Origin of the sequence: Nitratiruptor sp. SB155-2 (genome assembly GCF_000010325.1) — a bacterium.
Taxonomy (GTDB): Bacteria; Campylobacterota; Campylobacteria; order Campylobacterales; family Nitratiruptoraceae; genus Nitratiruptor.
Genome location: NC_009662.1, coordinates 1338609 through 1356762, shown reverse-complemented (window position 1 = coordinate 1356762; position 18154 = coordinate 1338609). Strand labels below are relative to the sequence as shown.

At 39.8% G+C, this 18154-nt stretch carries 17 protein-coding genes and 1 tRNA gene; 16 read left to right on the top strand and 2 right to left on the bottom strand.

Going from position 1 to position 18154, the window contains the following annotated elements:
* Positions 1-36 precede the first annotated feature (36 nt).
* Both uvrC and NIS_RS07215 read right to left on the bottom strand, forming a co-directional pair.
* A complete protein-coding gene (gene uvrC, locus NIS_RS07220; RefSeq protein ID WP_012082714.1) occupies positions 37-1863 on the bottom strand; it encodes an excinuclease ABC subunit UvrC in 1827 nt (608 codons plus the stop codon).
* Positions 1847-2287, bottom strand: coding sequence for a hypothetical protein (locus NIS_RS07215; RefSeq protein WP_012082713.1), 441 nt, complete (start codon positions 2285-2287; stop codon positions 1847-1849). The genes uvrC and NIS_RS07215 overlap by 17 nt, the downstream gene beginning before the upstream one ends.
* Positions 2288-2373: 86 nt before the next feature.
* Between NIS_RS07215 and nadB the strand changes: the two genes are divergently transcribed.
* The 16 genes from nadB (at position 2374) to NIS_RS07135 (ending at position 18152) form a co-directional block, all read left to right on the top strand.
* A complete protein-coding gene (gene nadB, locus NIS_RS07210; RefSeq protein ID WP_012082712.1) occupies positions 2374-3819 on the top strand; it encodes an L-aspartate oxidase in 1446 nt (481 codons plus the stop codon).
* A complete protein-coding gene (nhaD, locus tag NIS_RS07205; RefSeq protein ID WP_012082711.1) occupies positions 3820-5121 on the top strand; it encodes a sodium:proton antiporter NhaD in 1302 nt (433 codons plus the stop codon). It abuts the gene before it with no gap.
* A gap of 9 nt (positions 5122-5130) precedes the next feature.
* A complete protein-coding gene (gene guaA / locus NIS_RS07200; protein WP_012082710.1) occupies positions 5131-6681 on the top strand; it encodes a glutamine-hydrolyzing GMP synthase in 1551 nt (516 codons plus the stop codon).
* The gene (locus NIS_RS07195) at positions 6681-7322 is read left to right on the top strand and encodes a uroporphyrinogen-III synthase (RefSeq protein ID WP_012082709.1); all 642 of its coding nucleotides are present in this window, start codon (positions 6681-6683) and stop codon (positions 7320-7322) included. Before guaA ends, NIS_RS07195 begins: the two co-directional genes overlap by 1 nt.
* A 303-nt stretch (positions 7323-7625) precedes the next feature.
* Complete coding sequence (gene purD, locus NIS_RS07190) at positions 7626-8909, top strand: phosphoribosylamine--glycine ligase (RefSeq protein WP_012082708.1); 1284 nt, start codon at positions 7626-7628, stop codon at positions 8907-8909.
* Positions 8896-10968 (top strand): LPS-assembly protein LptD, encoded by a 2073-nt coding sequence (locus NIS_RS07185; RefSeq protein ID WP_012082707.1) that lies wholly within the window; start codon positions 8896-8898, stop codon positions 10966-10968. Before purD ends, NIS_RS07185 begins: the two co-directional genes overlap by 14 nt.
* Positions 10968-12434 (top strand): MlaD family protein, encoded by a 1467-nt coding sequence (locus NIS_RS07180; protein ID WP_012082706.1) that lies wholly within the window; start codon positions 10968-10970, stop codon positions 12432-12434. Before NIS_RS07185 ends, NIS_RS07180 begins: the two co-directional genes overlap by 1 nt.
* Positions 12431-12703 carry a J domain-containing protein gene (locus NIS_RS07175; protein WP_012082705.1) on the top strand — a complete coding sequence of 91 codons (273 nt, stop codon included), beginning with the start codon at positions 12431-12433 and terminating at the stop codon, positions 12701-12703. Before NIS_RS07180 ends, NIS_RS07175 begins: the two co-directional genes overlap by 4 nt.
* Before the next feature lie 10 nt (positions 12704-12713).
* Positions 12714-14912 carry a polyribonucleotide nucleotidyltransferase gene (locus NIS_RS07170; RefSeq protein ID WP_012082704.1) on the top strand — a complete coding sequence of 733 codons (2199 nt, stop codon included), beginning with the start codon at positions 12714-12716 and terminating at the stop codon, positions 14910-14912.
* Positions 14913-15004: 92 nt separating this feature from the next.
* Positions 15005-15310 carry a F0F1 ATP synthase subunit C gene (locus tag NIS_RS07165; protein WP_041354056.1) on the top strand — a complete coding sequence of 102 codons (306 nt, stop codon included), beginning with the start codon at positions 15005-15007 and terminating at the stop codon, positions 15308-15310.
* 61 nt (positions 15311-15371) lie between these two features.
* Positions 15372-15459: transfer RNA gene (locus NIS_RS07160), tRNA-Leu, on the top strand.
* Between the two features lie 184 nt (positions 15460-15643).
* Positions 15644-16882 carry a tyrosine-type recombinase/integrase gene (locus tag NIS_RS07155; protein WP_012082703.1) on the top strand — a complete coding sequence of 413 codons (1239 nt, stop codon included), beginning with the start codon at positions 15644-15646 and terminating at the stop codon, positions 16880-16882.
* Between the two features lie 47 nt (positions 16883-16929).
* On the top strand, positions 16930-17181 hold the full coding sequence (locus tag NIS_RS07150) for a prevent-host-death family protein (RefSeq protein WP_012082702.1): 252 nt from the start codon (positions 16930-16932) through the stop codon (positions 17179-17181).
* A complete protein-coding gene (locus NIS_RS07145; protein ID WP_012082701.1) occupies positions 17182-17454 on the top strand; it encodes a type II toxin-antitoxin system RelE/ParE family toxin in 273 nt (90 codons plus the stop codon).
* 33 nt (positions 17455-17487) lie between these two features.
* On the top strand, positions 17488-17829 hold the full coding sequence (locus tag NIS_RS07140; RefSeq protein WP_012082700.1) for a hypothetical protein: 342 nt from the start codon (positions 17488-17490) through the stop codon (positions 17827-17829).
* A 32-nt stretch (positions 17830-17861) separates the two neighbouring features.
* Positions 17862-18152, top strand: coding sequence for a hypothetical protein (locus tag NIS_RS07135; protein ID WP_041354055.1), 291 nt, complete (start codon positions 17862-17864; stop codon positions 18150-18152).
* The last annotated feature ends 2 nt before the right edge of the window (positions 18153-18154 follow it).

Sequence of the window (18154 nt, the reverse complement as noted above, 5' to 3'; positions counted from 1 at the left end):
TCGGATTACTGAAAAATAAATATTAAACAAACTTTATCATAACAAATTTAAATCATGCTTAGAGAAATGTTCGAGAATCTTTTGCGCTGTTTTTTCTCCCACGAGCTGTTTCAATTCTTCAAAATCGCTTTTTTTAATCCTTTCAAAGGTGCCGTAAAAATGAAGCAATTTTTTCAGTGTAGCTTCACCGATACCATCGATTTGTAGTAACTCTACTAATTTAGACTCTTTTTGTCGTTTTTGTCTATGAAACTGTAAAGCAAATCTATGTGCTTCGTCCCTTATTTTTTGAAAAAAGAGTAACTTTTCATCGACTGGTGAAAGTTTATGAACGCCCATGGCGCTATAGAGAATATCTTTCGCCTTACCTTTGGCGCGATGCGCCTTCGCATCGTGTTTCTCTTTTGCTATGGCGATAACATCTATACCCACACCATGGCTCTGCAGGATATCTACCGCTAGTTGTCTTAATGTTTCTCCCCCATCAATTATCCACAAGTCAGGTGGCGGATTTTTTGCAAAACTTTCACATCTTCTTGTAAGGAGCTCTTTCATCTGGGCATATTCATCTTTATGATGGAGCGTATAGTGTCTATAATCGGATTTGACAAACTTGCCATTTTCATATACGACCATCGCACCAACAGGATTGGAGCCACTGATATGGGAATTGTCAAATGCTTCAATTCTGTACGGGGAGTGTTGTAGATGAAAATAGGATTTGATTATATCTTCGATACGATTTTGATTCTTTCTCTTTTTCAAAAGCTCTTTAGCGTTGAGCAGTGCCAAATTGGCGATTTTTCGTTTCTCTCCCCGTAAAGGATGTTGAACGGTGATCTTTTTACCAAATTTTTTACTCAAATAGTTTTGGACAGAGTCTCTATCGCTAAAATCGTGTGCTACGATGATTCGTGAGGCTGTCAGAGGCGTTTGGTTTTGATAAAACTCTAAAAGGGCTCTTTTGTACGCTTCGGATCTATCAAAGCCCTTCTCTTTATCGATGTGGTAGAGTGTCGAACTGCTTGAAATGACTTTCCCTTCCCGCATAAAAAGTCGCACCAACACCGCTTGCTTCTCATCCTCTTCGACAGCAAAAATATCGAGATTTTCCATTTTTGCAAAATCGATCCCGCTTTGGATCTGTACAGATTCTATTTTTTTTATTCTGTCTCTAAGACTGGCAGCTTCTTCAAATCGCAGTTGTTCAGCATACTCCTGCATCTTGTTTTGCAGTTTTTCAATAAGTTTCTGTTTATCTTTGAGATGAAAAATCGCTTCATCTAAGATTTGTGCATACTCCTTTGGAGTGACTTTGCCTTCACATGGTGCCAAACATCTCTTCATCTGATAAAAAAGACACGCTTTTTTCCCTTTGATGCAACTCTCTTTTTGAACGAGAGGAAAGAGTTCGTACAAAGAGTCCATAATCTCTTTTGCCGCAGATGGAAAAGGACCAAAATATCTGATATTGCTTCCCCGGATAACTTTTCGTGTCAGCTTGATTCGAGGAAAAGTTTCATTGAAATCTACGTAGAGATAGGGATAAGTTTTATCATCCCGCAGCAAGATATTGTATTTTGGTTTAAGCTGTTTGATAAGAGAGTTTTCCAATATAAGCGCATCGTTTTCGCTCTCGACAACAATATATTCCAAATTTTTTGTTTCATGAATCATTTTAAAGATTCTTGGAGAGAGATTTGGTGCCGGAGTGAGTGCAGGTGAAAATCGAAAATAGCTTTTCACCCTTTTTTTGAGGCTTTTTGCTTTGCCGACATACAGCAGGCGCCCATTTTGATCAAAATATTGGTACACGCCAGGAGCATCGGGTAATGCTTGTAACTTTTCAATGAGTCTTTGCATTTTCTTGTATCTTTTTTTGTATCTGCATGAGTATCTGTTGAAGTTCCGGGTTATCTGTTTTTATATTAAATATCCCTTTGGCACGCTCTTGATACTGCTGTATCGGTTTTATAGAGATTTTCTTTTGCGGAAAGAACTTCGCATAGGACTTGATACTCTTATAATGGATATTTTTGCATAAACCTTGATGCGTTTGGATCATATTTAATAGTGCATTTATATCTTTTTTAATATAATTGAACTCCATTACAATACCCTGATGATTGAAAACAAAGTAAAGGGTTTCTCCCTTTTTATAGATATATATCAGGGTGTCTTGAAACCGTTTTGGCAGCAGTTTTCTCAGTTTTTCAAAGCACTGCTGTTCTTGAAGTTTGTTGGAATTGGAAAAAATATGAGAAATAAGAGAATTTGGCTGTTTCATTTTATAATTATAACACTTCTGGCGACTCTTTTTCAGGGGTGCGGATATAAAGCGCCTCCTCAATACGAAAAGAAAGAGGTCCACTCTTGAAACGATACGATTATCTTATTATTGGTGCTGGGATTGCCGGGCTGTATGCCGCTTTGAATGTACCTAAAGAGTCTTCTACTCTGATTCTTTCCAAGGATCCGATTTGGGAGTGCAATACCTTTTATGCACAAGGCGGCGTTGCGACTGCTGTAGATGAAGAGGACATCCCCTTACATATACAAGACACATTACAATCTGGTGCTGGCCTTTGCGACGAAGAGGCCGTTGAGATAATGAGTCGTAACTCCATGCTCGTAATCGAAGATTTGATAGCCAGAGGTTTTGCCTTTGACACAGACGAAGAAGGGAATCTCCTTTTTACAAAGGAAGCCGCCCACTCAAGACCAAGGATTTTGCACGCAGGAGGAGATGCGACGGGAAGGGAATTGCATCGATTCTTGCTCTCACAGGTTCGGGCGAAAGTACTGGAAGGTATTTTTGTTCTCGATCTTCTGATAGAAGATAATACCGTTTATGGCGTAACAGTACAAAATGGAGAAAACCGGCACAATATCTATGCGAAAAACATCATAATAGCGAGTGGCGGCATAGGATCACTCTATGAATATCATACGAATGCAAAAAAGATCAGTGCCGACATACAAGGGCTTGCGTCAATCAAGGGACTGCCCTTGAAAGATATGGAGTTTACCCAGTTCCATCCGACCGTATTTGTATACAACGTACGGGCAAGAAAACTGCTTTTGACTGAAGCGTTGCGAGGAGAAGGTGCTACCGTTGTGGATGAAACGGGTAGACGTTTTTTATTTGAATATGATGAAAGAGGGGAACTCGCCCCAAGAGATATTGTAAGCAGAGCCATCTATCGCCATCAAAAAGAGGGGCATTCAGTATTTTTGGATTTTTCCAATTTTACGGAAAAGTTTTTTCAAAAAAGATTCCCGAACATCTACCGCGTTTTTCGTAACATCGGCTATAAAGTGCCATATGACAGAGTTCCGATATCGCCTGCCTTTCATTTTATGATGGGTGGTATCGAAACAGATACCTGGGGAAAAGTGAAAGGCTTTACGAATTTATATGCGGTAGGGGAAGTGGCTTGCACAGGAGTCCACGGTGCAAACAGACTGGCATCCAACTCTTTGTTGGAAGGATTGGTCTTTTCTAAAAGAGCCGTTGAAGATACACTCTTCAATGAACAAAAAATTACCCACAAAGAGTTTCCGGTTTTCTCAGAGGTTTTGATAAAACCCGGCGATAAAGAGACAAAACAGCAGTTGCGGCGTTTGATGTGGCATAATGTCGGAATCATAAGGAAACGAAAAGAGTTACAAGAAGCAAAAGAGCAGATTGTAACTATGAAGCAAAAAGATATAGGCCATCTGCTTCGTTTGCGAATCAGTTGTGCCGAAGCGATAGTGGATGCGGCATTGGCAAGGAGAAAAAGTGTTGGAGCCCATTATATTGAAGAAGGAGCATAGATGCATGGTATCGATTTGACCCACTCTTGGATAGGGTGGATAAATCTGGCGATTTTTGTTATAGGGTATTACTTCATAGCAGCCGAAGAGAAATTTCATATGAACAAGGCCAAGCCCGCTTTGTTGATTGGGACACTGATGTTCATGCTGCTTGGAGTCTATTTTGCATTCAATCATCTCGATCCGACACCTCTTCATGACGAGATGGAAAAACTCATCCTTGAGATTGCAGAGATTTTCTTTTTCCTATTTGTAGCGATGACATATATTGAAACATTAATAGAGCGAAAAGTGTTCGATGTATTGAAGTATAAGCTCACATCCAAAGGGTACAGCTACAAGAAACTTTTTTGGATTACGGGAACCTTGGCTTTTTGGATATCACCAGTCGCTGACAACCTGACAACGGCTTTGATCCTCTCTACGGTTCTCTATACGATTGATAAAACGAAAACGCAGTTTTTGGTTCCCGGGGCCATCAATATCGTCGTAGCTGCAAATGCCGGTGGTGCATGGAGTCCATTTGGTGATATTACGACACTTATGGCGTGGACCGCTGGTAAGGGAGAGTTCGTTGATTTTCTTTATCTTTTCGTTCCCGCCTTTGCTGGATGGGTGCTTACTGCTTGGCTTTTGTCCCTTTTTGTACCGAAAGGGGAACCTCATTTTGATGCTTCTTTGCCAAAAGCTGAACTCAAGCCCGGGGCAAAAGTGGTTATATGGTTGGGGGCATTTACGATTTTCATAGCTGTTGTAGGACACCAGTTTTTTCATTTTCCGGCGATGTGGGGCATGATGTTCGGTTTGGCTTTGTTAAAAATGTATTCCTATCTGCATAAACGAAAAAATCAGCACGATCAATTTGATGTATATGTGAATATGAAAAATGTAGAAAATGATACGCTTCTTTTCTTTTTTGGTATTTTGAGTGCCGTAGGAGCCCTCCATTTTATGGGATTTTTGGAATACATTGTCAAACTCTATGACCACATAGGACCAACAGCAGGAAATATCGGTGTAGGATTTATTTCTGCGGTTATTGACAACGTTCCTGTCATGAGTGCGATTTTGAAAGCGAATCCTCCTATGGGTATAGATCAATGGCTTTTAGTCACATTGACAGCCGGTATTGGCGGTAGTTTGATCAGTTTTGGTAGTGCAGCAGGTGTAGGTGTTATGGGAAGAATGAGGGGTGTATACACATTTGGTGCCCATATGAAATATGCCTGGACAGTGTTGGCGGGATATATTCTTTCTGTCGCACTGTGGTATGTACAGTTCGAAATTATGGGATTATATTAAGGATAGAAAATGCAAGAAGTACCTATAGTTATTTTAGATTTTGGGAGTCAATATACGCAACTCATAGCTAGACGCTTAAGAGAGGTTGGGGTATATTGTGAGATATATCCCTTTTTTGAACCGATAGAAAATATTAGGGCTAAAAAGCCTCAAGGTATCATTCTCAGCGGTGGACCGGCGAGCGTCTATGAACCGGATGCTCCAAGAGTGGATAAGGCAATTTATGAACTTGGCATTCCCGTGCTTGGTATATGCTATGGAATGCAGCTTATTACAGTCGATTTCGGTGGTCAAGTGGTACGGGCTTTGGAACATGAGTATGGAAAAGCGAAACTCTATTTCGATCCAATTCATGGTAAAGTCTGTCCGCTCTTTGAAGGTACAAAGGATGGGCAGATTGTTTGGATGAGTCATGGAGACAAAGTAACAGAATTACCAGCGGGTTTTATAAGAATTGCTCATACCGATAATTCTCCTTACGCAGCTATAGCGAATGAAGAGAAACAGATCTATGCTTTGCAGTTTCATCCGGAAGTTTCACACTCCCAAGAGGGACAGAAAATTCTAGAAAATTTTGCAAGAAAAATATGTGGTATTACAAGCAAATGGGATATGGGCCATTTTGCAAAAGAGCAGATCGAAAAGATCCGGCAAAGAGTGGGTGAAGATAAAGTACTTTGTGCTTTGAGCGGTGGAGTAGATAGTTCTGTCGTTACAGCACTTTTATACGAAGCGATAGGGGATAAACTTATTCCCGTTTTTGTAGACAACGGACTTTTGCGAGAGGGTGAGAGAGAGAAAGTGGAGTATGTATTCAAAAATATGCTCAAAGTTCCACTTATAGTCGTTGATGCCAAAGAGCGGTTTTTAAATGCTTTACAAGGCATCACCGATCCAGAGCAGAAGCGAAAGATCATCGGTCACACATTTATCGAAGTTTTTGAAGAAGAAGCGAAAAAACATACTGACGTAAAATATCTTGCTCAAGGAACCTTGTATCCCGATGTGATCGAATCCGTTTCTGTGAAAGGTCCAAGCGAAACAATCAAGTCACATCATAATGTCGGTGGGCTTCCCGACTGGATGAAATTTGAACTTATTGAGCCTTTGAGAGAGCTTTTTAAAGATGAGGTACGAAAACTCGGCCTGGAACTCGGTCTTCCGAGAGAGATGGTCTATCGCCATCCATTCCCAGGACCAGGTTTGGCGATCAGGATACTTGGAGAAGTGAACGAAGAGGCTTTGGATCTTGTTCGCAAAGCCGATACGATTTTGCTTGAAGAGATCAAAGCCCATGGCCTTTATGAAAAATTGTGGCAGAGTTTTGCCGTGCTGCTCAATGTCAAAAGTGTTGGTGTGATGGGAGATAAAAGAACCTACGAAAATACCGTTGCACTCCGTATCGTAGAAAGTAGTGATGGCATGACGGCAACATTTGCCCATATCCCTCACGATTTATTGGAGCTCATTTCCAATAGAATCATTAACGAAGTGGACGGGATCAATAGAGTTGTATATGATATCACTTCCAAGCCACCAGGAACCATTGAGTGGGAATAATGCCCATCTATATTCTCTCAAATACAAAGATTGAGGGAGCGAAGACGCTTCCTCTCATAGGACAAAAATTTTTTCCCATCTCCATCGATTTTTCTTTATATGATTATCTCATCTTTACATCCAAAAATGGTGTCCGCGCAGTCGAACAGATTTCTCATGAATGGCATTTAAAACCCGTTATCTCGATCGGTTCGGCTACCACAAAAGCTGTAAAGGAAAAAGGCGGTCGTGTAGTCTGGGAAGGAAGTGAAGGATATGGGGATACGCTGGCAAAGGAGATTGTCGCACATTTTCCAAACGACAAAAAGTATCTTTACATAAGGCCTAAAAAAGTTGTATCTAATCTTGTGCCCATTTTGCGGCAAAATGGGTTTGAGATTGATGAGGTTATAGCATATGAGACTGTATGTCGAAAGTGCGAAACTGTACAAAAACCTGAACCCGGTTCTGTGATAATATTTTCCTCTCCATCGACTGTACGCTGTTTTTTTCGCTGTTTTGCATGGGATGATAGCTATAAAGCAGTAGTTATTGGCAAGCAGACGGCTCAGGCTTTGCCAAAAGAGATATCGTATGTGATGGCAGAAAAGAAGAGTTTGGCTTCTTGTGTAGAGACAGCAAAAACTCTTCTTTCACAGTAGAGCCATTTTATTGTATTTTATAGCCGTTTGATGTATAATTCTTTTAAAGCCTGAGCGGTGCGCTACCCGCAGTATGGGGGTCCGACAATAATCCGTTGAGGGAGGTCTGTAGATTTTGGTGTGTGTCGGTGACTCCGTTTGAGCCAGGGACGCCTGGCGAGGAGCCGCCGCCTAATCCAAAACTCGCTCCCTCTTCTTATGGTCTTAGGGACCATGGCATTGCGCGAACGCCCGCTCGGGCTTTTTTATTTGTTTTTGAAAAGGATATCTCTTTTTCAAAGATAAATAGAGAAGGAAACTGGTATGAATGTAATGGTTGTTGGGAGCGGGGGAAGAGAATACGCGATAGGGTATGCCCTCAAAAAAGATCCAAATATTGAAAATATCTATTTTGCTCCAGGAAATGGTGCTACACTGCAACTAGGGAAAAATGTCGAGATTTCTGATTTTCGCGAACTTGCAGCTTTTGCAAAAGAGCAGGGAATCGATCTTACGATTGTCGGTCCGGAAGCTCCGCTGGTGGAAGGAATCGTAGATGTTTTTAAAGAAGAGGGGCTTACTATTTTTGGACCTTCTCAAAAAGCGGCTCTGCTTGAGGGTTCAAAAATCTATATGAAAAACTTCCTTAAACGATACAATATTCCCACGGCTCGTTACATTGAGACTGATATTTTGGATGAAGCAGCAGAATTTATCGATGAACTTGAACCGCCTATTGTGGTAAAGGCTGATGGTTTATGTGCCGGAAAGGGTGTTATCATCGCCCAGTCACGCGAGGAAGCAAAAGAGGCTGCGGCGAATATGCTCAGTGGAGAAGCCTTTGGACCGGCCGGTCAGCGAGTGGTGATTGAAGAGTATCTTGATGGTTATGAACTCAGTGTCTTTGCTATCAGTGATGGAGAAAACTATGTTATTTTGCCGGCTGCACAAGATCATAAAAGACTCCTGGATGGTGACAAAGGGCCCAATACAGGTGGAATGGGAGCATACGCGCCAACTCCTCTTATCGATGAAGAGCTTTCCAAAAAGATAGAGGAGCGAATCATCGCTCCTACGATTGCAGGGATGGCTAATGATGGTACACCATTTGAGGGCGTTCTTTTTGCCGGTTTGATGATAGTCAACGGGGATCCTTATGTTCTTGAATTCAACGTTCGTTTCGGGGATCCAGAGTGCGAAGTTTTGATGCCTCTTTTGAAAACCCCGGCGACGGAACTGTTTTATAAAGCGGCTACGAAGCGTCTGGATGAATTGAAGGTGGAATTTTACGATAAATATGCAGTTGGCGTGGTTTTAGCCAGTGAAAACTACCCTTATGGCAAATCGAAACCGAGTGAAATTATCGTTGATGAGATTGTCCACAGTGAACTTAAAGAGCACTCTTTGATCTGTTATGCAGGTGTGAGTCTCATAGAAGGAAAACTCTTCGCGACGGGGGGTCGTGTGCTCGTATGTGTCGGTATCGGTAATTCGATCAAAGAGGCAAGAGATTATGCCTATATGCTAACCGGGCAAGTCCATTTTGCTGGCAAGAAGTTCCGTAAAGATATTGCATATCAGGCATTGCAAATAGATGAATCTGCGTAAGATTATTGTACTATCCATCGCAGCTTCGCTGGCGATGGCTTCACAGACTCCTGTCAAAATATATACACTCGAAGCTTCTGCCTCTCAAAACAGTTTCAAGCTCCAGTCCAGATCTGCAGTTGAATATAAGAACTACTATTTGGAAGCGGATAAAATCGTTTATGACAAAAAAAACGGTTTTGTGAAACTATATGGCCATATTTTTATGTTGGATGGTGAAAAATATAGTGCATTAAGCGATTTTGCTCTACTTGATCTCAAGACGGATCACATCTATGCGAAACCCTTTTTCTTTTCCGAAAATGGAACAAATATCTGGATTAAGGGAAGTGAATACTCCGCGGATAGGAAAAAAATAGTTGCAAAAAATGCTTTTACCTCCAGTTGTGATTCAAGGTGCAGCGATTGGAAAATCTATTTTGAAAAAGGAATATATGATAAGGAAAAAGATTGGGTTGATCTCTATCATGCCAAGCTTTATATCGGAAATTTTCCTATGCTCTACACTCCCTATCTCAGTTTTTCAACGAATAAAAAAAGGCGTTCGGGACTTCTTCGCCCTGTCTTTGGTATCTCGAAAGAGCAGGGTTTTACCTATATTCAGCCTATCTATTTTGCACCACAGAAATGGTGGGATATAGAGTTCGATCCTCAAATACGAACAAAAAGGGGATATGGTCTATACACAACCTATCGTGTGGCAAACGATATAGATGCATATGGAGAGATTACTGCAGGTATCTTTCAAGAGAAGAAATCCTATCAAATCCAAAACAATCTCAAAAATGACAAACATTATGGCCTTGAACTATTTTATAAAGATGAGTCTTTTTTCGTTCAGCCAGATGACTCTCATAAAGATGGACTCTTTGTCGATTGGAAAGCGTACAACGATGTAGACTATTTTAACCTCAAAGAGCAACAAAATCAGTACGTTTCTGTTTCAACCCTAGTGATTTCCAGATTGAACTACTATTACAATCTGGATAATCACTATTTCGGTATATATGCGAAATATTTCAAAGACAATACCAAAGTTTCCAATGCAGATACGCTGCAACTTTTGCCGGCACTGCATTATCACCATTATACAACTTCTTTGATTCCACATATCTATTACAACGCCAATTTCAGGATAAACAATTTTTACAGGCAAGAAGGTCTCAATGCCACGGAGATGCAATTGAATCTTCCAATTACCTGGTATACGAGATTTTGGAACGATTATTTTGGAATTTCGGTAAGTGAACAGCTTTTTGGAAACTATACATTCTATACGAATGAATCAGAAATGCAAGATTATGACAAAAGCTATACTTTTCGAAATGAACATAAAATCTCTTTATTTAGTGATCTCATCAAACCATACAGTTCTGGAACTCATACCCTTCATTTCAATGCATCTTTATATTTGCCGAGTTTTGAGAAAAACGGCGGGACAAAAGCCGATTTCATCAATATAGGCCAGACACATAAGCGGCTTGAACTCAGTATGAAAGAGTATTTTTATGATGTAGATGGTTCTGAAATACTCTATCACTACATTTCTCAGCCTATTAATTACGATGAACCACAAAAACTGCAAAATCTTGAAAACGAGATTGGGCTCCATATCCGTAAAAATTGGTATCTATATACAGATATTTTTTATTCCCATCAATATTCTGATCTCGATTCTATCTCATCGACTGTTTCATATCATGATGAGAAATATCGTCTTTTCCTCTCACACCTTTACAAAAAAGGGAGAGAAAATAGAGCGGAATCGAACTATGTCCAATTTTCGGGAAGCAAACATTTATCAAAAAAACATCAACTCTTTGCTACAATAAACTATGATATCAAACAAAGCGTAACCAACAGTTGGAGTGTCGGCTGGCTGATGCAGAAAAACTGTTGGAATATGAAGCTTTCCTATAAAAGGGAAACATTGCCTCTTTTGAGTAACAAAGGTGTCGACTATTATCATATTAATTCGTTTTATGTACAGTTTATGTTGTATCCGTTGGGAGGATTTTCCCAAAGGTTTACGCAGTCGGATCTGAAAGGAAACATCTAATGAAAACGGAAACGAAAGTAGGAATTTTTGTTGCAATAGGGCTGCTTTTTCTCTTTTTACTCAGTATGCAAGTCAATAAATTCTCCCATATAGGTAAAAAGGGATATACCATTTATGCTATTGTTGATAACGCTTCGGGCCTTGAGAACAATTCAAAAGTAAAAGAAAAGGGTGTGGATGTAGGCTATGTACAGTCCAAAACTTTGGAAGGAAATAGAGTAAAACTGAAACTCTATATCTATCAAAATGCCAAAATACCAAAAGATTCTTCTGTCGCACTAAGACAAGAGAGTATGCTGGGAGGCAAATATCTTGAAATCGAGCCAGGAGATTCCAAAGAGTTTTTAAAACCTGGCGAAACCATCCAAAAAGAGCTTCCATACGCCTCTTTGGACCAAACAACCACGACGATCAATGAGGCTGCCGGTGAATTCAAAGCCTTTATAAAAGAGTTACGCCGCTCCATTGCGGGAAGTAGCGGTGAGGATTTGAAAAAGAGTATCGAAAATCTCCAAGAACTCACTGCAAATCTTAAAGAGTTGGTCCAAAGCAACAAAGAAAATATCAACAAAAGTATCGAAAATATTCGTATTATGGGTGAAAAATTGGCATTGGCCGGTGAGAAATTGGGACGAATGAGTGATAAGTTTGCATATACTGCTGACAACATCAATACGAAGCTTCCCCAGATTATGCATAGAATCGATGATATTACGAAATATCTCCGATCATCGAGCAAAGAGCTTGACAAAAAGCTCCCGACACTTATGGATAAGTTTGCCGCATTGGAAGATGATTTGCATGAAGTGGTACAAAACAATAAAAAACCTCTCAGCCGAGCTATCCGTTCAGCAGACAAATTTTTTACAAGTGGAGGCAGTTCTTTTCAAAAGTTAGATAAGTACCTCTCAAGTATTGGAAAAAGTCAAATTGGTGTCAATTTCAGGTCGTATTACATGAGTGAAGATAATTATATGAAAAGTACGTTTGGTATTCAGTATTTGCCAGTCCCAAATAAAGCATATATTTTAGAAATTACATCAATGGATGATTACAGTAAAACGGATGCAAATGGAAGGTTGGTCCCGCCGTCGGATCATGAAGATTCGAAATATTTGGTAAGTGCAGAATATGCAAAACGATACGGAAATTTTCGATATCGACTCGGTTTGATCGAAAGTACGGGAGGATTGGGAGCTGACTACTATCTATTGAATGATCAGGGAAAAGTGAGTGTGGATCTGTATGATTTCAATGCGGTCAATGATGTCCGTGGAGACAAAGCACATCTGAGTATCACCTACAGACAACGATTTTTGAAACATCTGGATGCTTATATAGGAGCAGATAACATCTTGAACGATGAAGCGAGGAATTTCTTTTTCGGACTTGGTTTACAGTTTATTGATCAAGATATGAAGTATCTTTTGGGGACGGCTTCCGGAGCTGGGACATATATCAAATGAGCGAAGATCCGATACAGTTGATTCATGAAGCCTTGGAGACTTTGGGACTACCCACCATGGTTTCGTATAAAGAGATCAAAGATCGTTATAGAATGCTCTCAAAAAGGTTTCATCCAGATAGGGGTGGCAATGATGAGGAGATGGCCAAGATCAATCGTGCATATACTATTTTGAAAAACTATATAGAAAACTACCGTTTCTCGTTTACGGAAGAGGAGATTTTAAAACAGTTTCCTCATAAAGAGTATATAAAAAAATTTCGATTTTGAAAGGGTATGAATGAAGTGTCGATTTGAATTTGAGATGAACAACCTCAAAGAAATTTATGAATTTGGTGAAGTTGCGAAACAGACAAATGGCTCGGTGTTACTGAAAAGCGGAAAAACGGTCATGCTCGCTACCGTCGTGATGGAAAAAGAGATGGTAGATGAGGATTTTCTTCCATTGACGGTTCAGTATATAGAAAAGAGCTACGCAGCAGGGAAAATCCCCGGTGGATTTGTCAAAAGAGAGCAAAAACCTGGTGATTTTGAAACATTGACAGCAAGAATCGTTGACAGAGCATTGCGACCACTCTTTCCAAAAGGCTATCTTTATCCAACGGTCATAACGGTTATGGTTCTCAGTGCAGATCCAGAGAGTGATCTGCAGGTTTTGGCTTTGAATGCCGCCAGTGCGGCACTTTTTGTCAGCGATATTCCTGTGCGAAAAGCTGTTAGTGGACTACGTGTGGCAAAGGTTGATGGAGAAGTTCTTTTCAATCCTCCTTTGTCGAAACTCAAAGAAAGTACATTGGATCTTTATCTGGCAGGAACGAAAGAAGAACTTTTGATGATCGAAATGGCTGCTATAGGAAGCTACAAAACGGAAGTGGTGCCAACGACAGTTGATCCATTGATGGATCCGACACTCGCTGAAGAGGTGATCACCATAAAAGAGCCAAACGCAATGAAAGAGGAGGAACTTGCTTCTATCATTGCCCAGGGGAAAGATGTTATTCAGATAGCGTGCAACGAGTACGAGAAATATTTCATTGAGAGTGCAAAAGAACAGTTGGAATTGGAACTGCTCCCGCAAACGATTGATGAAGATATCTGGACCTATGTAGAAGAGATCTATGCAGCCGATATCAAAGAAGCAGTTCAAGCGATGGCAAAAAGCGAGCGAAACGAACTTTTGAAAGAGATTGCCAAAAAAATCAGTGAAGATGACGTTGCCAAAGAGCAGGGATGGGAGTATGAAACCATCTATAAAGTGGTTGAAAAATACAAAAGAAAAATCGTTCGCGAAATGATTTTGAACGAGGGCAAAAGAGCCGATGGAAGAGGGTTGAAAGATGTTCGGCCTATCGATATCAAAACGAATATTTTGCCTTCAGCTCACGGATCGTGTCTTTTTACAAGAGGTGAAACCCAGGCATTGGTCGTTTGTACAATCGGGGAGAAGACGGATGCCCAGATGTATGAGATGCTTACAAGCAAGGGGCCAGAGTATGAACACTTTATGGTGCATTACAATTTTCCTCCATTCAGCGTAGGAGAAGCCAAACCTATCAGTGCCCCAGGAAGAAGAGAGCTTGGTCACGGAAACTTGGCACGACGTGCATTAGAGCCGGTTGTGGACGTTCCTGAAGACAAAACCTATAGACTCGTGTCAGAAATCTTGGAATCCAACGGTTCTTCTTCTATGGCTACCGTATGTGGAGGCGCTTTGGCCCTCAAAGCTGCAAACATAGATCTTGCGGACTTGGTTGCGGGTGTTGCCATGGGGCTTATAGTAGAGGATGACAAATATGCAATTCTCACAGATATTATGGGATTGGAAGACCATGATGGGGATATGGATTTCAAGGTGGCCGGTACCCATGATGGGGTAACGGCAATGCAAATGGATATCAAACTTGGTGGTGTACAACAAGAGATTTTGGAACAAGCGTTGCAGCAAGCAAGAGAAGCGAGACTGCATATTCTAAAGATTATGGAAGAGGCCGCTGAGAAGATTGAGATAAATGAAGAGAATCTTCCCTCCTCTCACACCATAACCGTTCATCCAAGCAAAATAGTCGATATAATCGGCCAGGCAGGAAAAACAATAAAAGAAATTATAGAAAAATTTGAAGTGAGCATCGATATTGACAGAGACAAAGGAAAAGTGAAAGTTACAGGGAAAAACAGACCAAAAGTGATAGCTGCGTGTGACTATATCCAAGAAATTACGAACAAACCAAAGCCAGAACCTGTGAAATTTCAAGAAGGCGATATTCTAAAAGGAAAAATAAAACGGACAACCAATTTTGGAGCTTTCGTTGAGCTACCTGGTGGTGTGGACGGCCTTTTACATATTTCAAAACTCTCATCTGGAAGAGTAGAGAGAGTGGAGGATGTTGTCAATATAGGTGATGAAGTGGAAGTAGAGGTGCTTAGTCAAAAAGGACATAAAATTGAACTAGGTTTACGACAGGTTCTCAAAAAAGCGTAATTTAAAATTATATTTTGTACAATTGCACTGCAAAGTGACAAGTAGGGACACGCAAGCCGAACGGACTTTGCAAAAATAATTAGGAGGATTTTATGAAAAAGTTGATGCTTTTGTTGGTTGCATTCGCAGGGTTTGCTTTCGCTGGAGATGGTGAGAGCATGATTCAAGCGTACAGCGTACTTGCTGCTGGTGTTGGTCTTGGTATTGCTGCAGCAGGTGGTGGTATCGGTATGGGACATACTGCAGCTGCTACAATCGCTGGTACTGCACGAAACCCAGGACTTGGTGGTAAACTCATGACTACAATGTTCATCGCATTGGCGATGATTGAAGCGCAAGTTATCTATACACTTGTTATCGCTCTTATTGCACTTTACGCAAATCCATTCTTGGGATAATTGCATGGCCGAAGGACTTGCCTTCGGCAAACTTTTTTGATATACTTTCACCACTTCAAACGCGGCAGTGGCGGAACTGGTAGACGCGCAAGGTTGAGGGCCTTGTGGGAGTTAATCCCGTGGAGGTTCGAGTCCTCTCTGCCGCACCACATTAAGGTTTATCTAAGTTTTCTTAAGGCTATCTTCTAATTTAAAATCCCCTTCAAATCGTGCTTTTTGGTATATTGTGGTATATTTAAGTTTACTCAAAGTAAAATTTTTTTGCGGTACGTTTTGCGGTACGTTTTCGCTGGTGCGCTCAATGTATTTGCAAGTATTCAAGCGAGGTAACAGGTGCCAAAAAGTATAAGACCTCTTAATGATCTGCAGCTTAGGAACGCCAAGCCAAAAGAGAAAAATTACAAGCTCAGAGATGGTGAAGGACTCTATATCTTAATCAAACCAAACGGACGTAAGATTTTTAGGCTCGATTACGTCTATGCTGGCAAGAGAAACACCTACACTATAGGAGATTATCCACAAATATCGCTTGCACAGGCAAGAAAAATCAAGTATGAGGTAAAAGAGCTTATAAAGAACGGCATAGATCCAAATAGGTATAAACAAGAGCAAAAGCGTATAAAAGAGCTTGAAGCGAATAAAAAATTTACAAGTTTCGTTATAGAACGGTTTATCCAGCATAAAGCCAAAGAGGTAAGCAAAGCGAGGCTACAAAAGAATTACATCAATACCTTTGCAAACTATATCACTCCATTTATAGGTGAAGTAAAAATCGATGAGGTAACAAAACAGGACATCATCAAAATAGTTAAAAACACCTACTCCACAAAACTACAAAAAGACAATAGAAGCACAGGCAAAACCTATAAAGCAAGAGAAGTCTACAGACTGCTCAAAAGTCTCTTTGACTTTGCTATCCACAATGACTACACACAAACCAATCCAGCAGTGGGCATAGATATAGATAGCCTCATTCCAAAGCATAAACCCACCAGGCATAAAGCCGTTACGAATGAGCGAATAAAAGAGATCTATCAAAAAATCTGCTCTTTACAAAATCCTTACTTTAGATTACCGCTACAATATATCGCTCTTACTGCAGTACGTTTTGGCAATGTAGCCAATCTTAAATGGGATTATAAAGACTTTGATAAAAGAGTCATTATCTATCCAGCTGAAGCCATGAAAACAAAAAATCAGCCTTTTCGTATTCCTTTAACGGATGCGATAGTTAAAGTAATACAGCAGGCTAAAGCGATAGCCAGTCCTTACAGTGAGATTGTTTTTGGCAGTCCAATAAATGCACATAAACCAATTTCAGACAATACCCTTAGAAAAGTACTTAAAATAGACCTCAACGAGCCAGAACAAGACCTACACGGCTTTAGAAGCAGCTTTGAGACAATCGCTCTTGAGCACCAAAAAGAGCATGGCTGTAGCTTTGAAGCGATAGAGGCACAGCTCCATCACAATATAGGCTCAAAAGTAACGCAAAGCTATCTAAGAAGCGATTTTTTAGAAGATAGAAAAGAGCTTTTGAACTGGTGGGCAAATTACCTTAATAGCCAATGATAAACTTTGATATAATGTTATAAACAACACGATTAAAAGGACAGATAATGATTACTGCTAACGAATTAAAAGTTAAAGGGATAAAAGCTATTGAGAGTGAACTGCAAGCCAAAGATGAAGCAGTTATTACTTTTAGAGGAAAGCCCAAATATATCGTTGTAGATTTTGAACGATATGAGCAGATGAGAGCTGCAGAGCTGGATGCAGCGTATTTACAAGCTCAAGAGGAAATCAAACAAGGCAAAGCCAAGATTATTACTACCAAAGAAGAGCTTGAAAACCATCTAAAGAGCCTTTAAATGTACACGCTCATTTTTACAGACTCTTATCTCAAAAAAGAGAAGCGATTTATCAAAAAGCATCCAGAATTAAAAGAGAGATACAAAAAGGTTTTGACTATTCTTGCAGCCGATCCACATTATCCGAGCTTGAGACTCCACAAACTGCAAGGCAAACTTAAAGAGTACTACTCCGTTTCAATCTCTATGAGCTACAGAATCGTTATAGATTTAGTTATCACCGATAAGGAGATAATCTTGCTCGATATTGGTAGTCATGATGAGGTGTATTAATAAAAATAAATTTACTGCATAAGCGAGGTAATAATGGAAAAGTTTACTGATGAAGTTTTAGAAGAGCTATTTGCAGCGATTCAATATAGATATGCAATGCAGTCAGTAGCGAAAGATGATGAACTGGCAGACGAGTACTTAAAGGACTTGAAATCTTTTTTTATTGGAAAACCTTTGCATAATAAAAATAACCAGAACGCATTATGGGGATATATTCTTGAAAGCATTAGTTATTTTTATGACTATGCAAACAAATTAGAACTCATCAAAATGAAGAAAAAAGCTTCTTATCTAAATAAATCTCAAAATCAAATTAACGAATGGATAAGCAATAAAGCAAGAGATTTTAAAGAGTTTTTGGAGTCTATTGGTTAACTGAAGATTTCAGAACTTTTAATGACTTAAACATGAATTCACAAGATATTCATGAATTTTTAAATCATATGATCCAACATCCTTCAGAATTTAATCCAAAATACAAATCACCTATTACAAAAGAAAGGCTAAAAGGTTGGCTACTTAAAATTGAACCTAAGCCTAAAAGATTGGATGTAGAAAATTTTATTCAAAATGGAATTGATATAGTCAATAAGACTATCGATACTGCAGAAGTAAAATTTATCTTGATGTCTTGCTATGATTCACATTTTAGATTCGATTATGACAAAATTTTGGTAAAAAAATCTGACAAAAAATAGTA